Here is a 14,237-nt window from a genome sequence, read left to right on the forward strand (position 1 = left end):
ATGTCGTTGCTTCGTAACGTCCTGCTGGCCGGTCTGGTCCTGCTCGTCTCCGCGTGCGGCGGGGCGGACGATCGCGGACCCGCGCAACCCGCGCCGCGCGTCGCGCTGTGGGAAATCGCCGACGCTTCCGGCCCGCGTGCATGGATCATGGGCACGGTCCACGCCCTGCCCGCCGGAACGCGCTGGCGCAGCAAGGCGATAGACGACTCGGTGGCCGCATCGGACCGGATCGTGTTCGAGATCGGGCAGGAACTGGACGAGAAGATCGCGGGCGAAGCGCTGGCAAGGCTGGCCTTCACGCGCGGCCTGCCGCCGCCTTCGCACCGGATCGACGCGAAATACCGGCCCGATCTTGCCGCGACCTATCGCGAACTGGGGCTGGACGATGCATCCTTCGCGGACGAGGAAAGCTGGGCGGTGGCCCTGCAACTCGCCGCGATTGCCGGGCGCAAGGAAGGCATCGATCCGGAACACGGGGTTGAACCCGAACTGCGCCGGATGGCGGGAAGCAAGCCCATAAAGGGTTTCGAGACGATCGACAGCCAGTTTGCGATCTTCGACCGCCTTCCCGCGTCCGACCAGAAGGTTCTGCTGGAACAGGTCGCCAGCGACGCGGCAAGTCCCGAAGACGAAGACACCGACATGATGAAGATGTGGCTGCGCGGCGATACCGAGGGAATAGACCGCGAATCGCGCAAGGGATTCCTTGCCGATAACGGCTTGCGCGATGCGTTGCTGATCCGCCGCAACCAGAACTGGGCACGGCAACTGGACAAACTGCTGCAAGGCGGCGCCCGGCCCTTCGTGGCTGTGGGCGCATCGCACGTTTCGGGGCCGGACGGGTTGCCCGCGATCATGGCGCAGCATGGCTGGACGGTGCGGCGCATCCAGTAAGCGCGCAACCGCAGGCCCGCCGCCGGTGCGCGCCATCGCTTGCTTTTTCCCCAATTTGCGCTAAGGGCCGCCGCTTCCCCGTCATGGTCATCCCTGGAGGCGTGGCGGAGGGAACGTTTATTTCAACAGCGAATTCGGAAGGTACAGACTATGAGCGACGCTCTTACCCTGTCGGCCGAGACGCGCGAACGGGCAGGCAAGGGAGCCTCCCGCGCCCTGCGTCGTGAAGGCCGCGTCCCCGCCGTCGTATATGGCGGCAAGCAGGAACCGCTTGCGATCCACGTCGAGGAAAAGGAACTGGTCCGCCAGCTTGGCACCGGTCACTTCTCCAACTCGATCGTGATGGTCGAAGTGGGCAAGGAAAAGATCCGCACCCTGCCCAAGGATGTTGCCTTCCATCCGGTCTCCGACCGTCCGCTGCACGTCGACTTCATGCGCCTTGCCAAGGATGCCAAGGTCGATGTCGCGATCCCCGTGGTCTTCGCCAACGAAGAAGCATCGCCGGGTCTCAAGCGCGGCGGCGTTCTCAACGTCGTGCGGCACGAGCTGGACCTGGTCTGCGAAGCGGACAAGATCCCCGACGAGATCGCCATCGACGTGACCGGGCTGGACGTGGGCGATTCGATCCACATCAGCCACGTGAAGCTTCCCGCCGGTTCGGAAAGCGCGATCACCGATCGCGACTTCACGATTGCCACGATCGTCGCTCCGTCGGCCCTCAAGAAGACCGAAGGCGCCGCTGCCGCCGAAGGTGAGGAAGCCGAAACGGAAGAAACCGAAGAGGGCGGCGAGTAAGCCCTCGCATCGCGTTAGCGCGTCCCTGCCCCGGCGGGGACGCGCCAACTTCTGGAGCAGGGTCAAGTGCAACTCTGGGTCGGCCTCGGCAACCCCGGGCAGCAATATGCGATGCACCGGCACAACGTCGGCTTCATGGCGGTCGACACGATTGCCGAAGTCCACGGTTTCGGGCCGGAACAGAAGAAGTTTTCCGGCCTGCTGCGCGAAGGGCGCATCGGACCTGAAAAGATCCTGCTGCTGAAGCCATCCACGTTCATGAACGAAAGCGGCCGTTCGGTCGCCGCGGCGCTGCGCTTCTACAAGCTGCCGGTGGACGCGCTTACCGTTTTCCACGACGAACTGGACCTTGCCCCGTTCAAGGTGAAGGTGCGCGTGGGCGGCGGATTGGCGGGTCACAACGGACTGCGTTCGATAGACCGGCATCTTGGCCCGGACTTCCGCCGCGTGCGGCTCGGCATCGGGCACCCCGGCCACAAGGAGCGCGTGCACGGTCACGTGCTGGGCAATTTCGCCAAGGCGGAACAGGACGACCTGATCGAAATGCTGGGCGCCGTCGCATCGGAAGCGGACTGGCTGGCAAAGGGCGATGACGCCCGCTTCATGAGCGACGTCGCGCTGCGGCAACAACGATGACCGGCATATTGCGCGCGGCATCGCCGGACGATGCGGACGCGGTAATCGCACTGTGGCGCGCGTGCGGCCTCACCCGTCCCTGGAACGATCCGCTGGCGGATTTCGAACGCGCCATCGCCTTCGCGGGATCGACCGTTCTGGTGATTGAGGACGCGGGTGCGATCATCGGGTCTGCAATGGCCGGGTTCGACGGACATCGCGGCTGGCTCTATTACGTGGGCATTGCGCCGGACCGGCAGGGCGAAGGCCATGCGCGGCGTCTGGTGGAGGCGGCTTGCGATTTCCTGCGCGCGCAGGGCTGCCCCAAGGCGGAACTGATGGTGCGGGATGGCAATCCGGCCCAAGGGCTGTATGAGCGCCTCGACTGGGATTTGCAGCCCGTGCGCGTATGGGCGCGCTGGCTGAACGAAAAGGACGATTGAATGGGTTTCCGCTGCGGCATCGTTGGGCTTCCCAACGTCGGCAAGTCCACGCTTTTCAACGCGCTGACCGAGACGCAGGCCGCGCAGGCCGCGAATTATCCGTTCTGCACGATCGAGCCCAATGTCGGGCAGGTCGGCGTGCCCGATCCCCGGCTTGACGAACTGGCGAAGATCGCGGGCAGCCAGAAGATCATTCCCACGCAGCTTGCCTTCGTGGACATCGCCGGGCTGGTGCGCGGCGCATCGAAGGGCGAAGGCCTGGGCAACCAGTTCCTTGGCAACATCCGCGAAGTGGATGCGGTCGTCCACGTTCTTCGCTGCTTCGAGGATGACGATATCCAGCACGTCGACAACAAGGTCGATCCCATCGCCGATGCGGAAACGGTGGAAACCGAACTGATGCTTTCGGACCTTGAAAGCCTGGAAAAGCGGGTTCCCGCCGCGCAGAAAAAGGCCGCGCAGGGCGACAAGGAATCGAAACTGATCGCATCGGTGCTTGGCCAGGCGCTCGACCTGCTGCGCGAAGGCAAGCCCGCGCGCCTGACGCAGCCGAAAGACGACGAGGAAGCGCGCGTTTTCCGGCAGGCACAACTGCTGACCGCGAAACCCGTGCTCTATGTCTGCAACGTGGAAGAAGACGCGGCGGCAAACGGCAACGCCCATTCCGCGCGCGTGTTCGACAAGGCCGCTGCCGAAGGGGCCGAGGCGGTTACCGTTTCCGCGGCGATCGAGGCCGACCTTGTGGGCATGGAACCGGACGAGCGGCTTGTGTTCCTTGAAGAAATGGGCCTGCACGAAACCGGCCTAGCCCGCGTGATACGCGCGGGATACGATCTGCTGCACCTTATCACCTTCTTCACTGTCGGCCCCAAGGAAGCGCGGGCGTGGACCGTGCACAGCGGCGCCAAGGCGCCGGAAGCGGCGGGCGAAATCCATTCGGATATGCAGCGCGGCTTCATTCGCGCCGAAACCATCGCCTATGACGATTACGTGTCGCTCGGCGGTGAAACCGGCGCGAAGGATGCGGGCAAGCTGCGGCAGGAAGGCAAGGAATATGTGGTGCACGACGGCGACGTGATGCACTTCAAGTTCAACGTCTGATGCGGCGTGCGCCCGGCCGCCGGACGGGGTGACTTCGAAATTTCGTGAAATGCGGGCATGACTCGTCCCATGCCCGCACCGATTCGCTTGATAACCGCGCTTTTCCTTGCGCTTGCCGTCACGTTCACGCCCGCGCTGGCGGATACGCCCGATGGGCGCCCGCCGGTTACGATCCTTGTTTCGATAGACGGGTTCCGTGCCGACTATCTGGACAGGGGGATAACGCCCAACCTGTCGAAACTGGCCGCGGGCGGCGTTACCGCGCGGATGCGGCCGTCATTCCCGTCGAAGACCTTCCCCAATCACTGGGCGCTGGTTACGGGCGACTATCCCGATCACAACGGCATCGTCGGCAACACCATGGAAGATCCGCGCCGCCCCGGCGAAGTATTCACCATGGCCAGCGACGATCCGTTCTGGTGGGACGAGGCAAAGCCCATCTGGGTTGCCGCCGAACAGGCGGGCATCCGCACCGCGACGATGTTCTGGCCCGGCTCCAACGTCGCGTGGGGTGGCACCAGAACCGGCAGGCATGGCGCCGTAGAAGGTGGCGTGCGCCCGCATGACTGGCAGCAGTTCAACCAGGCAGTAAGCGCACGCCAGCGGGTTGACGCGATACTCGACTGGCTGCGCCGCCCGGCGGACGATCGCCCCGCGTTCCTGACGCTTTATTTCGACACGGTCGATTCTGCCGGGCACCGTTTCGGTCCCGACGCTTCGGGAACCGATGCCGCCATTGCCGACGTGGATCGCAGCATCGGTTCACTGGTTGCCGGACTGGCCGCATTGCACCAGCCGGCAAACCTGGTGATCGTCGCCGATCACGGCATGGCCGCCGTCTCCAGCGACCGGGTGATCGCGCTTAACAAGATCGTCGATCCGGCGGACTACCGGCTGATCGTTGATGGACCATATGCCGCTTTCGTCCCGACCGACGGGCACGACGCGGCGCTGGCCAAGGCCTTGCTTGCGCCGCACGACCACATGACGTGCTGGCGCAAGGCGGACATTCCCGCGCGCCTGCACTATGGCACAAACCCCCGCGTCCCGCCGTTCCTGTGCCTTGCCGACGTGGGTTGGGTGATCCTTCAGGCCGCGCCGGCCAAACCGTTCCACGCAGGCGCGCATGGATATGACAATGCCGCCCCGCAAATGGCCGCCCTGTTCGTGGCAAATGGCCCGGCGTTCCGTTCCGGATACAGGCTGCCCCCGTTCGACAACGTGGACGTGGCGCCGCTGCTGCGTCGCCTGATCGGGTTGCCGCAAGACGAAGGAATCGACGGCAGCCTTGCCCCTGTCGAAAGCGCGCTTGCGCCGCGCTGACCCTGCCAGGTCCAAATATGTCACGAAGCTGACGCATTCACTCGACAAGCCTGCATCCGGACCACTAGGGGATGCACAGTCTTGGCCGTCATCTTGCAGGGAATTTGGCCTGTGCAGTATTTCGAAGATCTGGAACCGGGCGCTGTCCAGCGTTTCGGCCATTATGAAGTGACCCGCGAGGAAGTGATCGAATTTGCCGGGCGGTTCGATCCCCAGCCATTCCACCTGTCGGACGAGGCAGCCGCGCAAACGCATTTCGGCCGGATCTCGGCCAGTGGCTGGCACACCTGCGCAATGACCATGCGGATGGTCGTCGAAAACCTGAAGGAACAGGGCCAGGCGGGTCTGGGCTCGCCGGGCGTTGATGAACTGCGCTGGCACAAGCCCGTCTATCCAGGCGATACGCTACGCTGCGAAACGCAGTTGCTGGGCAAGAAGCGCAGCCGCTCTCGGCCCGAAATGGGCAGCTTCCGGTCGACGATGAAGGTTTACAACCAGAACGACGAACTGGTGATGAGCTTCACTTCCATCGGCCTGATCCGCGTGCGCAATCCGGAAGGCTGATCGCTTGAGGCCAATGGTCTACATCGGTTTGCACTGGATGTTGCCGTTCGCTGAATAGAGCACTTTCCCGGCCTTATCGGCCAGTTCCATCCTGCCATCGAACATGTCGAGCACGCCAGACTGCTTGTCCGCCGCTGCGCCCGAGCGCGACAGCGTGAGCGCATAGCCCCCGCCCGTGTATCGCGACCAGCCGTTTTTCGGCAGCCGCGCGCTTGCGGTATCCGGGTCTAGCGTCACCACTTTTCCGCCGATCTTGATATAGGCGTGCTTGTCCAGCCCCAGCGCATAGGCGCCCATCCCGCCGTCGCTGGGAACGAAGTTGCAGCCCGATCCGTAAAGCTTGCCGTCGGTGATATCGGGAAACAGGATCGGTTCGGGCGTAACCAGAGGTTTCGGAGACTTGTCGGCCTTCTGGCCGCAGCCCCCCAGCGGGGCGAGCAGGACGATTGCGGCAAGCGCCACGGCAGGCTTCAGCATCACTTCCTCCCGAAAAGTTTCTCGATATCTCCATGCGCCAGCTTCACCCATGTCGGACGGCCGTGGTTGCACTGGCCCGACCGCGGGGTGACTTCCATCTCGCGCAAGAGGGCGTTCATTTCGGCGACGTTCAGCACCCGCCCTGCCCGCACCGAGCCGTGGCAGGCCATCGTCGCCAGAACGAGGTCGAGCCGTTCGCCCAGCAGCAGCGCCTCTCCGTGCTGGGCAAGATCGTCCGCGACATCGCGCAGCAACTTCTCCGGATCGCCCTTGGCCAGCGGCGCGGGAACCGCGCGGACCAGCATGGCCTGCGGGCCGAACCGTTCGGCCACAAGTCCGAAGCGCGCCAGCGTTTCGGCCGCGTCTTCCAGCCTGTCGCACGCCGTCTCTTCCATCTCCACGACTTCGGGGATCAACAGGGTCTGGCTGGGCGCTGCCCCTTCCCCCGCCCCGGCCGCACGAAGGCGTTCCAGCACGATGCGTTCGTGCGCGGCGTGCTGGTCCACGATCACCAGTCCGTCCGCCGCTTCGGCCACGATATAGGTGTTGGCAACCTGCCCGCGCGCAATGCCCAGCGGATGCTCCGCCGCATCGGGCGCTGCTTCGGCGGCCTCTTCCGCCCTGCCCGCGGGCGCGGCCATGATGGATTGTTCATATCCACGCCACGCGCGCCCCGCGTCTTCCAACCGGCCCGGCGCGGTCCACCCGCCACCCGCGAATATGCTCGCCTGCGAAGCGGCGGGCGAGCCTTCGGGCGCAACCGGTTCCGCCTGCCAGGCATCCATCGCCGATTGCGCCGGCGGTTGCGCGCTCCGCCTGTCCTCGCTCGCCAGCGCATGGCGCAGCCCGCTGACCACCATGCCGCGGATCATCGCGGGATCGCGAAAGCGCACTTCGGTCTTCGCCGGATGAACGTTCACGTCCACTTCGCTGCCCGGAATATCCAGGAACAGCGCAAGAACCGCATGGCGGTCACGCGCCAGCATGTCGGCATAGGCGCCGCGCACCGCGCCAACCAGCAGCCTGTCCTTCACCGGCCGCCCGTTGACGAACAGGTACTGATGATCGGCCACGCCCCGATTGTAAGTCGGCAGCCCTGCGATGCCGGTCAGCCTGACCTCTCCGCGCTGAAGATCGACCGCCACCGCGTTGTCGGCCAGTTCGCGCGCGACAAGGCGCGCGACACGCGGAGCAAGCTCTTCACCGGGCTGGACCTGCAGCGCGCGGCGCCCGTCGTTTTCAAGCGTAAAGCCCACATCGGGTCGCGCCATGGCCAGTCGGCGCACGATGTCCAGCGAAGCTGCCCATTCCGAACGCGGCGTGCGCAGGAACTTCCGCCGCGCCGGCACCTTGGCGAAAAGCTGTTCCACCCGCACGCGCGTTCCCGGCGGCAGGGCGGCCGGTCCTTCCGACACGATGTGTCCGTGATCGACGATGCGCTGCCAGCCTTCGCCCGCGCCGTGCGGACGGCTTTCGATGGTCACGCGCGCAACGCTGGCGATGGAGGGCAAGGCTTCTCCGCGAAAGCCCAGCGTTTCCACCGCCTCGATCGCCTCGTCGGGCAGCTTGGACGTTGCGTGCCGTTCCAGCGCCAGTTGGATTTCGTCCGGCGCCATGCCGCAACCGTCGTCCGTCACCTCGATCAGCGACAGGCCGCCTTCGCCAAGCCGTATGGAAACGGACCGCGCGCCGGCATCTATGGCGTTTTCCACCAGTTCCTTCAGCGCGCTTGCGGGCCGCTCCACCACTTCGCCTGCGGCGATGCGATTGACCAGCGTTTCCGGCAGGCGACGGATGGTCCGGCCGGAGCCTGGCGTGGTGCTTGACGCGGTGTTTGACGGGGCATTCGGCATGGTCCGCGCGAGCCTAGCGGCGAAGACGCGGCATTTCGAGACGGATGGTGTGGACAACCTTGCCTTCTGTTGCAAAAAAGCATGGGTTTTCCGCAAAGCATCGGCTAATGAGCCGCATCCCCGGATAACACGACCGGTCGGCCCCGCTTAAATGCGCGGTCAAGCCCGCAGAAATACACGGATTCCCTGATGGCCTCGATGTTTTCTCGATTCTTCAAGTTCGGCACCCAGAATATCGCGATCGACCTCGGCACGGCGAACACGCTTGTCTATGTGCAGGATCGCGGCATCGTGCTGAACGAACCTTCGGTGGTTGCCATCGAAACGCTCAACGGCATCAAGAAGGTCAAGGCCGTTGGCGACGATGCGAAGATGATGATGGGCAAGACCCCCGACAGCATCGAAGCGATCCGCCCGCTGCGCGACGGCGTGATCGCCGAAATCGACGTGGCCGAGGAAATGATCAAGCATTTCATCAAGAAGGTGACGGGCAAATCCTCGATGTTCCGCTATCCGGAAATCGTGATCTGCGTCCCTTCGGGCTCCACCTCGGTCGAACGTCGCGCCATTCGCGATGCCGCATCGAACGCGGGCGCCAGCCAGGTTTACCTGATCCTTGAACCGATGGCCGCCGCGATCGGCGCCGACATGCCGGTTACCGAACCGGTCGGTTCGATGGTCGTCGATATTGGTGGCGGCACCACCGAAGTCGCGGTACTCAGCCTGCGCGGCCTTGCCTACACCACTTCGGTCCGGGTCGGCGGGGACAAGATGGACGAAGCCATCGTCAGCTATGTCCGCCGCCACCACAACCTGTTGATCGGGGACGCCACGGCGGAACGGATCAAGAAGGACTATGGCATCGCGACCGTCCCGGCAGACGGCGTGGGCGAGACGATCCACATCAAGGGGCGCGACCTGGTGAACGGCGTGCCCAAGGAAATCACCATCACTCAGGCCAACATTGCGGAGGCCCTGTCCGAACCGATCGGCGCGATCATCGAAGGCGTGCGCATCGCGCTTGAGAACACCGCGCCCGAACTGGCGGCGGACATTGTCGACCAGGGCATTGTGCTGACGGGTGGCGGGGCGCTGATCCGCGGCCTGGACGAACACCTTCGCGCCGAAACCGGCCTGCCGGTGAGCGTGGCCGAGGACCCGCTGTCCTGCGTCGCGCTCGGCACCGGCCGCGCGATGGAGGATCCGATCTATCGCGGCGTGCTGATGACCGCGTAAGGCGCGGTTCACCCAGCAATGCTAGACACAGCGCGGGGGGCAGCTTGAACAGGCCCTCGCAAGGGAAAAACGGAGACGATGGCGCCGAGCAAGGACCGGCGCCCGGGCTTTTCGCGTAGGGCGCAATACGGAATTTTCACCCGATACGTGGTCGCCATTTTCGGCGTCGCGATCGGGCTTGGCCTGCTGGCACTGTCAATCACCAATCCGCGGGCGTTCTCGCCCGCGCGCGGGGTGGCAGCCGAAGCCGCGCGCCCGTTGGGTGAAGCGAACGCGCACGTTCGCAGCGCCGGGCAGGGAATCTGGTCGACCATAGCCGGATACCTGACGATGGGCAGCCGCAACGCACAAATGCAGCGCGAGGTGGAAGCAGCGCGCGCCAATGCGTTGACCATGCGCGCCCTTCAGGATGAGAACCGCCGGTTGAAGGCGCTGCTGGGCATCGTGGAGCCGGAACGCAAGCCCGTGGCGGCCGCGCGCCTGATCGGGTCGTCCTCCGCCAGTATGCGCCGCTATGCGCTGATGTCGGTGGGCACGAACCAGGGCGTGCGCGTGGGCCAGCCGGTGCGGGCATCGACCGGCCTTGTCGGCCGCGTTCTCGACGCATGGCCCAATACCTCGCGCGTGCTGCTCGTCACCGATCCCGAAAACGTGGTGCCGGTGCGGCGTGCGTCCGATGGCCTGCCGGCGATGGTGACCGGCGCTTCGGACGGGCGCATCGCCATCCGCCTGATCAACACCGGCGTTGCCGTGGTGCGCCCGCGCGACGTGTTCCTGACATCGGGCTCCGGCGGGCTTTATCCGCCGGGTATCCCGGTTGCCGTGGCGGTGGCGACAACGCGCGACGGCGCCGACGCGCGGCTTGCCGCCAACCCGGCGGACAGCGAATTCGTGGTGGTCGAGCCGGTTTTCGAAGCGGCGGTGGCGGACGAGGTGCAAAGCGGCAAGACCGCGCCCGAACCGAAGGATCTTCCGTAATGGCAACGCCCAGGATCGTTGCCCGGACCGACAACCGCCGCGCACCGAACCAGATCAATCGCGATACTTCGCCCATTCTCGCCATCGGCGTGCCCTGGGCGTCGATCCTGCTCGCCTCGATGGCCAGCCTCTCGCCGGTGATCGCATCGGCGCCGATCATGCCGCCGCTGGGCTTCATGCTGCTGATTACATGGCGGATGATGCGCCCCGGCCTGTTGCCGGTGTGGGCCGGCCTGCCGCTGGGTGCGTTTGACGATCTCTATTCGGGGCAACCGATGGGAAGCGCGGTCGTGCTGTGGTCGCTTGCGATGCTGGCGATGGAATTCGTTGACGAACGCTATCTGTGGCGCGGTTTCTTCCAGGACTGGCTGGCCGCCGCAGGGCTTTTTGCAGGCTATCTTCTGCTGGGCGCGGTGATCGCGGGGATCGCTTCGGGATATATCCTTCCCTTTGCGGTTCTTCCCCAGCTTGTGCTGACGATCGCGCTCTATCCGGCGGTAAGCGGGCTTGTCGCCCTGCTGGACCGCTTCAGGCTGACCCGGTTCCGGACACTGTAAGCGATGCGCCGCCCCCTGCCCATGAATGCCGCGAAGCTGGTCAACACCTTCAACCGCCGCACTTTCGTGCTCGGCGTGGGGCAGGCCGGCGTCGGCGTCCTGCTGGCGGCGCGTATGGGATACCTGTCGCTGGCGGAGCAGGACAAGTATCGCGCCGCTTCGGAAAGCAACCGCGTCAACCTGACGCTGATCCCCCCGAGGCGCGGGTGGATCATCGATCGCAACGGCGCCGCGCTGGCATCCAACCGCGCCGATTTCCGCGTGGACATCATTCCCGACAGGCTGGTCGACGCGGACAAGACGGTCACAACGCTGGGCAACCTGCTGAAGCTTCCGCCGGACAAGGTCCGCGACGTGCGCGACAAGCTGGAGAAGGCGCACGGGTTCCAGCCCGTCGAGGTTTCGTCCAACCTCGCGTGGGAGCAATATGCCGCTGTCAGCGTGCGCCTGCCCGAATTGCAGGGCGTGATCCCGCAGCGCGGTTATTCGCGCTTTTATCCGACCGGCGCGGTGGTCGGCCACGTAACCGGTTATGTCGGCCCCGCCTCTGCCGAGGATTATGAAAAAGAGCACAACCCGCTTCTGATCACGCCCGGCTTCAAAATCGGCAAGGACGGGCTTGAAAAATACTTCGATCACCGCCTGCGCGGAACGCCCGGCGCGCGGCGTGTGGAGGCGACGGCCACGGGGCGCATCGTCCGCGAACTCAGCACGCGCGAGGATATTCCCGGAAAGCCGGTAAAACTGGCGCTCCACGGCCCCTTGCAAGACTATGCGGCACGGCGCCTGGGGCTCGAATCCGGGTCCGTAGTGGTGATGGACTGCCGGACGGGCGATGTCCTGACGATGGCTTCGATGCCGTGTTTCGATCCCAACAGCTTTTCCGACGGTATCGGCCGCATCGAATGGAAGATGCTGTCGGAAGACGATCACGTTCCCTTGCGCAACAAGGTTCTGCGCGGGCTCTATCCCCCCGGCTCCACCGTGAAGCCGATGGTGGCGCTGTCATTCCTTGAGGCGGGACTGGACCCGAACGCAACGGTGGTCTGCAATGGCGGGTTGCGCGTGGGCAACCGCGTATTCCACTGCTGGAACCGGCACGGACACGGCGTCGTCAACATGGAAAAGGGCATCTACCAGTCCTGCGACGTCTATTTCTATTACTTCGCCCAGAAGGTGGGCATGGACCCGATCGCGGCGATGGGGCGACGCCTTGGGCTGGGCCAGGAATTTCCGCTGCCGGTTAACGGCCAGTCTTACGGCACGGTGCCGGACCCTGCGTGGAAGATGCGCAAGTACCACAAGGAATGGCAGGACTACGACACGGTCAACGCGACGATCGGCCAGGGCTATATGCTGGTGAACCCGTTGCAGATGTGCACGATGGCCTCACGCCTTGCATCGGGCAAGAAGCTGATGCCGCGCATGCTCTATGAAGACCAGCACCCTCATGTGGAATCGCTGGGCATCCCGCAGGATCATCTCGACCTGATCCACAACGCGATGAACGAGATGGTGAACGGGCGTGGCACCGGACACCGGGCGCAACTTCCCATTCCGGGCGTGAAGATGGCTGGCAAGAGCGGGACCGCCCAGGTCGTCAGCCTCAGCGTCGCCAACGGCAAGTCCGGCCCGTGGAAATACCGCGATCACGGTCATTTCATGTGCTTCGCACCCTATGACAACCCGCGCTATGCCTGCGCGGTGACCATCGAACATGGCGGCGGGTCGAGCGCGGCCATGCCGGTGGCGCGTGACGTGATGACCTATATCTTCGACCCCGCGAAGGCGATGGAAGCGCTGGAAACGCTGGAAGCCCAGTGGGGCGGCAACGTCGAACAGCGCATGGCCGCCAAATACGCGGCGTTCGCGGCCAAATACGGCGCCAATGCGCCCAAGGCGGCGGACGATGCGCAAGTCGCCGAAACCGTGGCGGACGACAACAGCCCCGCTGCCGAACCCCAGACGCCGCAGACCACGGCCGCCTCTCCCGCGCCCGAGCCGACCGCCACGGTGGCCGCACCGCCCGCCGCAAGCGCGACCGCGCCTGCCGTCAATATCCCGCCGGCAAGAGGGAACTGACGGTGCCGCGCACCTATGCCCCCGGATGGATTGCGGCGCAGCCCTGGAAGGTGATCCTGCCGCTGTTCCTGCTCGTGCTGTTCGGCGGCGCAGTGCTCTATTCCGCCGCGGGCGGGCATATGCGCCCGTGGGCGGCCATGCACGTAATCCGGTTCCTGGTGTTCCTGGTGATGGCAATCGTCATCAGCTACCTGCCGCAGCACTGGTTCAAGCTGGCGGCCTTCCCCACCTACGTTATCCTTTGCGTGCTTCTGGTGCTGGTGGAACTGATCGGCGGCATCGGCGGCGGCAGCCAGCGGTGGCTGAACCTCGGGTTCATGACCTTGCAGCCGTCCGAGCTGATGAAGCCGGGCATCGTGCTGGTGCTGGCATGGTTCTACGATTCGCTGCCGCCAGGAGAGGTTCGTAACTGGCGCTCGATCGTTCCGGCGGCGATCCTGCTGGCGGTTCCGGCGGGATTCGTGATGCTCCAGCCCGATCTCGGCACGGCGCTGGCCATCACGTTCGGCGCGGTCGTGATCATGTTCCTGGCGGGCCTGCCGCTCAGCTGGTTCATCGGTGGTGGCCTCGCGGCAGCCATAGCCGCGCCCATCGCCTTTTTCACGCTGCTTCACGATTACCAGCGCAAACGCGTTTTCACGTTCCTGGACCCTGAAAGCGATCCGCTGGGGTCGGGCTATCACATCACCCAGTCCAAGATCGCCATCGGATCGGGCGGACTGTTCGGCAAGGGGTTCGGCAACGGCAGCCAGAGCCACCTCGACTATCTGCCCGAATCCCACACGGACTTCGTTTTCGCGACGATGTTCGAGGAATGGGGGATGCTGGGCGGGCTGTTCGTTTTGCTGATCTTCGGCATCGTGCTGGCCTGGGGCCTGAAGGTCGCCACCCGCGCGCCAGACCGCTTTTCCCGCCTGCTTGCCGCGGGGATGACGACGACGATCTTCTTCTACATCGCGATCAACCTGATGATGGTGATGGGGCTTGCTCCGGTGGTCGGCATCCCCCTTCCCTTCATGAGCCACGGCGGATCGTCGATGATGACCAACATGATCTGCTTCGGCACGATCATGGCCGTGGAACGCTGGGGCAAACGACCGGGCGGACTTAATTGAACCTGTCGTTCAAAAAGGGGTTGATGCCCCAAAAAACATCGTTATAGGGGCGGCTCCGCGACGGAACGGACGCATAGCTCAGTTGGTAGAGCAGCTGACTCTTAATCAGCGGGTCCTAGGTTCGAGCCCTAGTGCGTCCACCATCGCCTCTCCTCACAAATCGCTGAATCCCACGCTCCATTCGGTCAGACGGTGTTGCTGCTG

General features: G+C 64.7%; 14 protein-coding genes and 1 tRNA gene. 13 read left to right on the forward strand and 2 right to left on the reverse strand.

Features of this window, described 5'->3' with window-relative positions:
- The 7 genes from RXV95_RS09330 (at position 1) to RXV95_RS09360 (ending at position 5,735) form a co-directional block, all read left to right on the forward strand.
- The gene (locus RXV95_RS09330; protein ID WP_338465778.1) at positions 1 to 894 is read left to right on the forward strand and encodes a TraB/GumN family protein; all 894 of its coding nucleotides are present in this window, start codon (positions 1 to 3) and stop codon (positions 892 to 894) included.
- Between the two features lie 150 nt (positions 895 to 1,044).
- Positions 1,045 to 1,689 carry a 50S ribosomal protein L25/general stress protein Ctc gene (locus tag RXV95_RS09335; protein ID WP_338465779.1) on the forward strand — a complete coding sequence of 215 codons (645 nt, stop codon included), beginning with the start codon at positions 1,045 to 1,047 and terminating at the stop codon, positions 1,687 to 1,689.
- Between the two features lie 66 nt (positions 1,690 to 1,755).
- Positions 1,756 to 2,325, forward strand: a complete 570-nt coding sequence (pth, locus tag RXV95_RS09340; protein ID WP_338465780.1) for an aminoacyl-tRNA hydrolase — start codon at positions 1,756 to 1,758, stop codon at positions 2,323 to 2,325.
- Positions 2,322 to 2,747, forward strand: a complete 426-nt coding sequence (locus RXV95_RS09345; protein ID WP_338465781.1) for a GNAT family acetyltransferase — start codon at positions 2,322 to 2,324, stop codon at positions 2,745 to 2,747. The genes pth and RXV95_RS09345 overlap by 4 nt, the downstream gene beginning before the upstream one ends.
- Positions 2,748 to 3,848, forward strand: a complete 1,101-nt coding sequence (ychF, locus tag RXV95_RS09350) for a redox-regulated ATPase YchF (RefSeq protein ID WP_338465782.1) — start codon at positions 2,748 to 2,750, stop codon at positions 3,846 to 3,848.
- Between the two features lie 57 nt (positions 3,849 to 3,905).
- A complete protein-coding gene (locus RXV95_RS09355; RefSeq protein WP_338465783.1) occupies positions 3,906 to 5,171 on the forward strand; it encodes an ectonucleotide pyrophosphatase/phosphodiesterase in 1,266 nt (421 codons plus the stop codon).
- Between the two features lie 111 nt (positions 5,172 to 5,282).
- Positions 5,283 to 5,735, forward strand: coding sequence for a MaoC family dehydratase (locus RXV95_RS09360; protein WP_338465784.1), 453 nt, complete (start codon positions 5,283 to 5,285; stop codon positions 5,733 to 5,735).
- 18 nt (positions 5,736 to 5,753) lie between these two features.
- On the opposite strand, the gene RXV95_RS09365 is transcribed toward RXV95_RS09360, so the two are convergent.
- Positions 5,754 to 6,212, reverse strand: a complete 459-nt coding sequence (locus RXV95_RS09365; protein WP_338465785.1) for a hypothetical protein — start codon at positions 6,210 to 6,212, stop codon at positions 5,754 to 5,756.
- The gene (mutL, locus tag RXV95_RS09370; protein ID WP_338465786.1) at positions 6,212 to 8,065 is read right to left on the reverse strand and encodes a DNA mismatch repair endonuclease MutL; all 1,854 of its coding nucleotides are present in this window, start codon (positions 8,063 to 8,065) and stop codon (positions 6,212 to 6,214) included. The genes RXV95_RS09365 and mutL overlap by 1 nt, the downstream gene beginning before the upstream one ends.
- Before the next feature lie 189 nt (positions 8,066 to 8,254).
- Between mutL and RXV95_RS09375 the strand changes: the two genes are divergently transcribed.
- The 6 genes from RXV95_RS09375 to RXV95_RS09400 all read left to right on the forward strand — a co-directional run bounded on the left by RXV95_RS09375 (position 8,255) and on the right by RXV95_RS09400 (position 14,176).
- Positions 8,255 to 9,301: a rod shape-determining protein gene (locus tag RXV95_RS09375; RefSeq protein ID WP_338465787.1), complete on the forward strand. Its 1,047-nt coding sequence runs from the start codon at positions 8,255 to 8,257 to the stop codon at positions 9,299 to 9,301.
- A gap of 78 nt (positions 9,302 to 9,379) precedes the next feature.
- On the forward strand, positions 9,380 to 10,279 hold the full coding sequence (gene mreC / locus RXV95_RS09380) for a rod shape-determining protein MreC (RefSeq protein WP_338465788.1): 900 nt from the start codon (positions 9,380 to 9,382) through the stop codon (positions 10,277 to 10,279).
- The gene (mreD, locus tag RXV95_RS09385) at positions 10,279 to 10,836 is read left to right on the forward strand and encodes a rod shape-determining protein MreD (protein ID WP_338465789.1); all 558 of its coding nucleotides are present in this window, start codon (positions 10,279 to 10,281) and stop codon (positions 10,834 to 10,836) included. Before mreC ends, mreD begins: the two co-directional genes overlap by 1 nt.
- A 3-nt stretch (positions 10,837 to 10,839) precedes the next feature.
- On the forward strand, positions 10,840 to 12,918 hold the full coding sequence (gene mrdA, locus RXV95_RS09390) for a penicillin-binding protein 2 (RefSeq protein WP_338465790.1): 2,079 nt from the start codon (positions 10,840 to 10,842) through the stop codon (positions 12,916 to 12,918).
- A gap of 2 nt (positions 12,919 to 12,920) precedes the next feature.
- Positions 12,921 to 14,033 (forward strand): rod shape-determining protein RodA, encoded by a 1,113-nt coding sequence (gene rodA / locus RXV95_RS09395; RefSeq protein WP_338465791.1) that lies wholly within the window; start codon positions 12,921 to 12,923, stop codon positions 14,031 to 14,033.
- Positions 14,034 to 14,100: 67 nt separating this feature from the next.
- Positions 14,101 to 14,176, forward strand: a tRNA-Lys gene (locus RXV95_RS09400).
- Positions 14,177 to 14,237: the final 61 nt, after the last annotated feature.

The sequence above is a fragment of the Novosphingobium sp. ZN18A2 genome, assembly GCF_036784765.1.
Lineage (GTDB): Bacteria > Pseudomonadota > Alphaproteobacteria > Sphingomonadales > Sphingomonadaceae > Novosphingobium.

What these genes read in the sequence shown, in the direction of transcription:
- RXV95_RS09330 (WP_338465778.1), top strand. Translation starts at nt 1, where the DNA reads ATGTCGTTGCTTCGTAACGTCCTGCTGGCCGGTCTGGTCCTGCTCGTC.
- RXV95_RS09335 (WP_338465779.1), top strand. Translation starts at nt 1,045, where the DNA reads ATGAGCGACGCTCTTACCCTGTCGGCCGAGACGCGCGAACGGGCAGGC.
- RXV95_RS09345 (WP_338465781.1), top strand. Translation starts at nt 2,322, where the DNA reads ATGACCGGCATATTGCGCGCGGCATCGCCGGACGATGCGGACGCGGTA.
- ychF (WP_338465782.1), top strand. Translation starts at nt 2,748, where the DNA reads ATGGGTTTCCGCTGCGGCATCGTTGGGCTTCCCAACGTCGGCAAGTCC.
- RXV95_RS09355 (WP_338465783.1), top strand. Translation starts at nt 3,906, where the DNA reads ATGACTCGTCCCATGCCCGCACCGATTCGCTTGATAACCGCGCTTTTC.
- RXV95_RS09365 (WP_338465785.1), bottom strand. Translation starts at nt 6,212, where the DNA reads ATGCTGAAGCCTGCCGTGGCGCTTGCCGCAATCGTCCTGCTCGCCCCG.
- mutL (WP_338465786.1), bottom strand. Translation starts at nt 8,065, where the DNA reads ATGCCGAATGCCCCGTCAAACACCGCGTCAAGCACCACGCCAGGCTCC.
- RXV95_RS09375 (WP_338465787.1), top strand. Translation starts at nt 8,255, where the DNA reads ATGGCCTCGATGTTTTCTCGATTCTTCAAGTTCGGCACCCAGAATATC.
- mreC (WP_338465788.1), top strand. Translation starts at nt 9,380, where the DNA reads ATGGCGCCGAGCAAGGACCGGCGCCCGGGCTTTTCGCGTAGGGCGCAA.
- mreD (WP_338465789.1), top strand. Translation starts at nt 10,279, where the DNA reads ATGGCAACGCCCAGGATCGTTGCCCGGACCGACAACCGCCGCGCACCG.
- mrdA (WP_338465790.1), top strand. Translation starts at nt 10,840, where the DNA reads ATGCGCCGCCCCCTGCCCATGAATGCCGCGAAGCTGGTCAACACCTTC.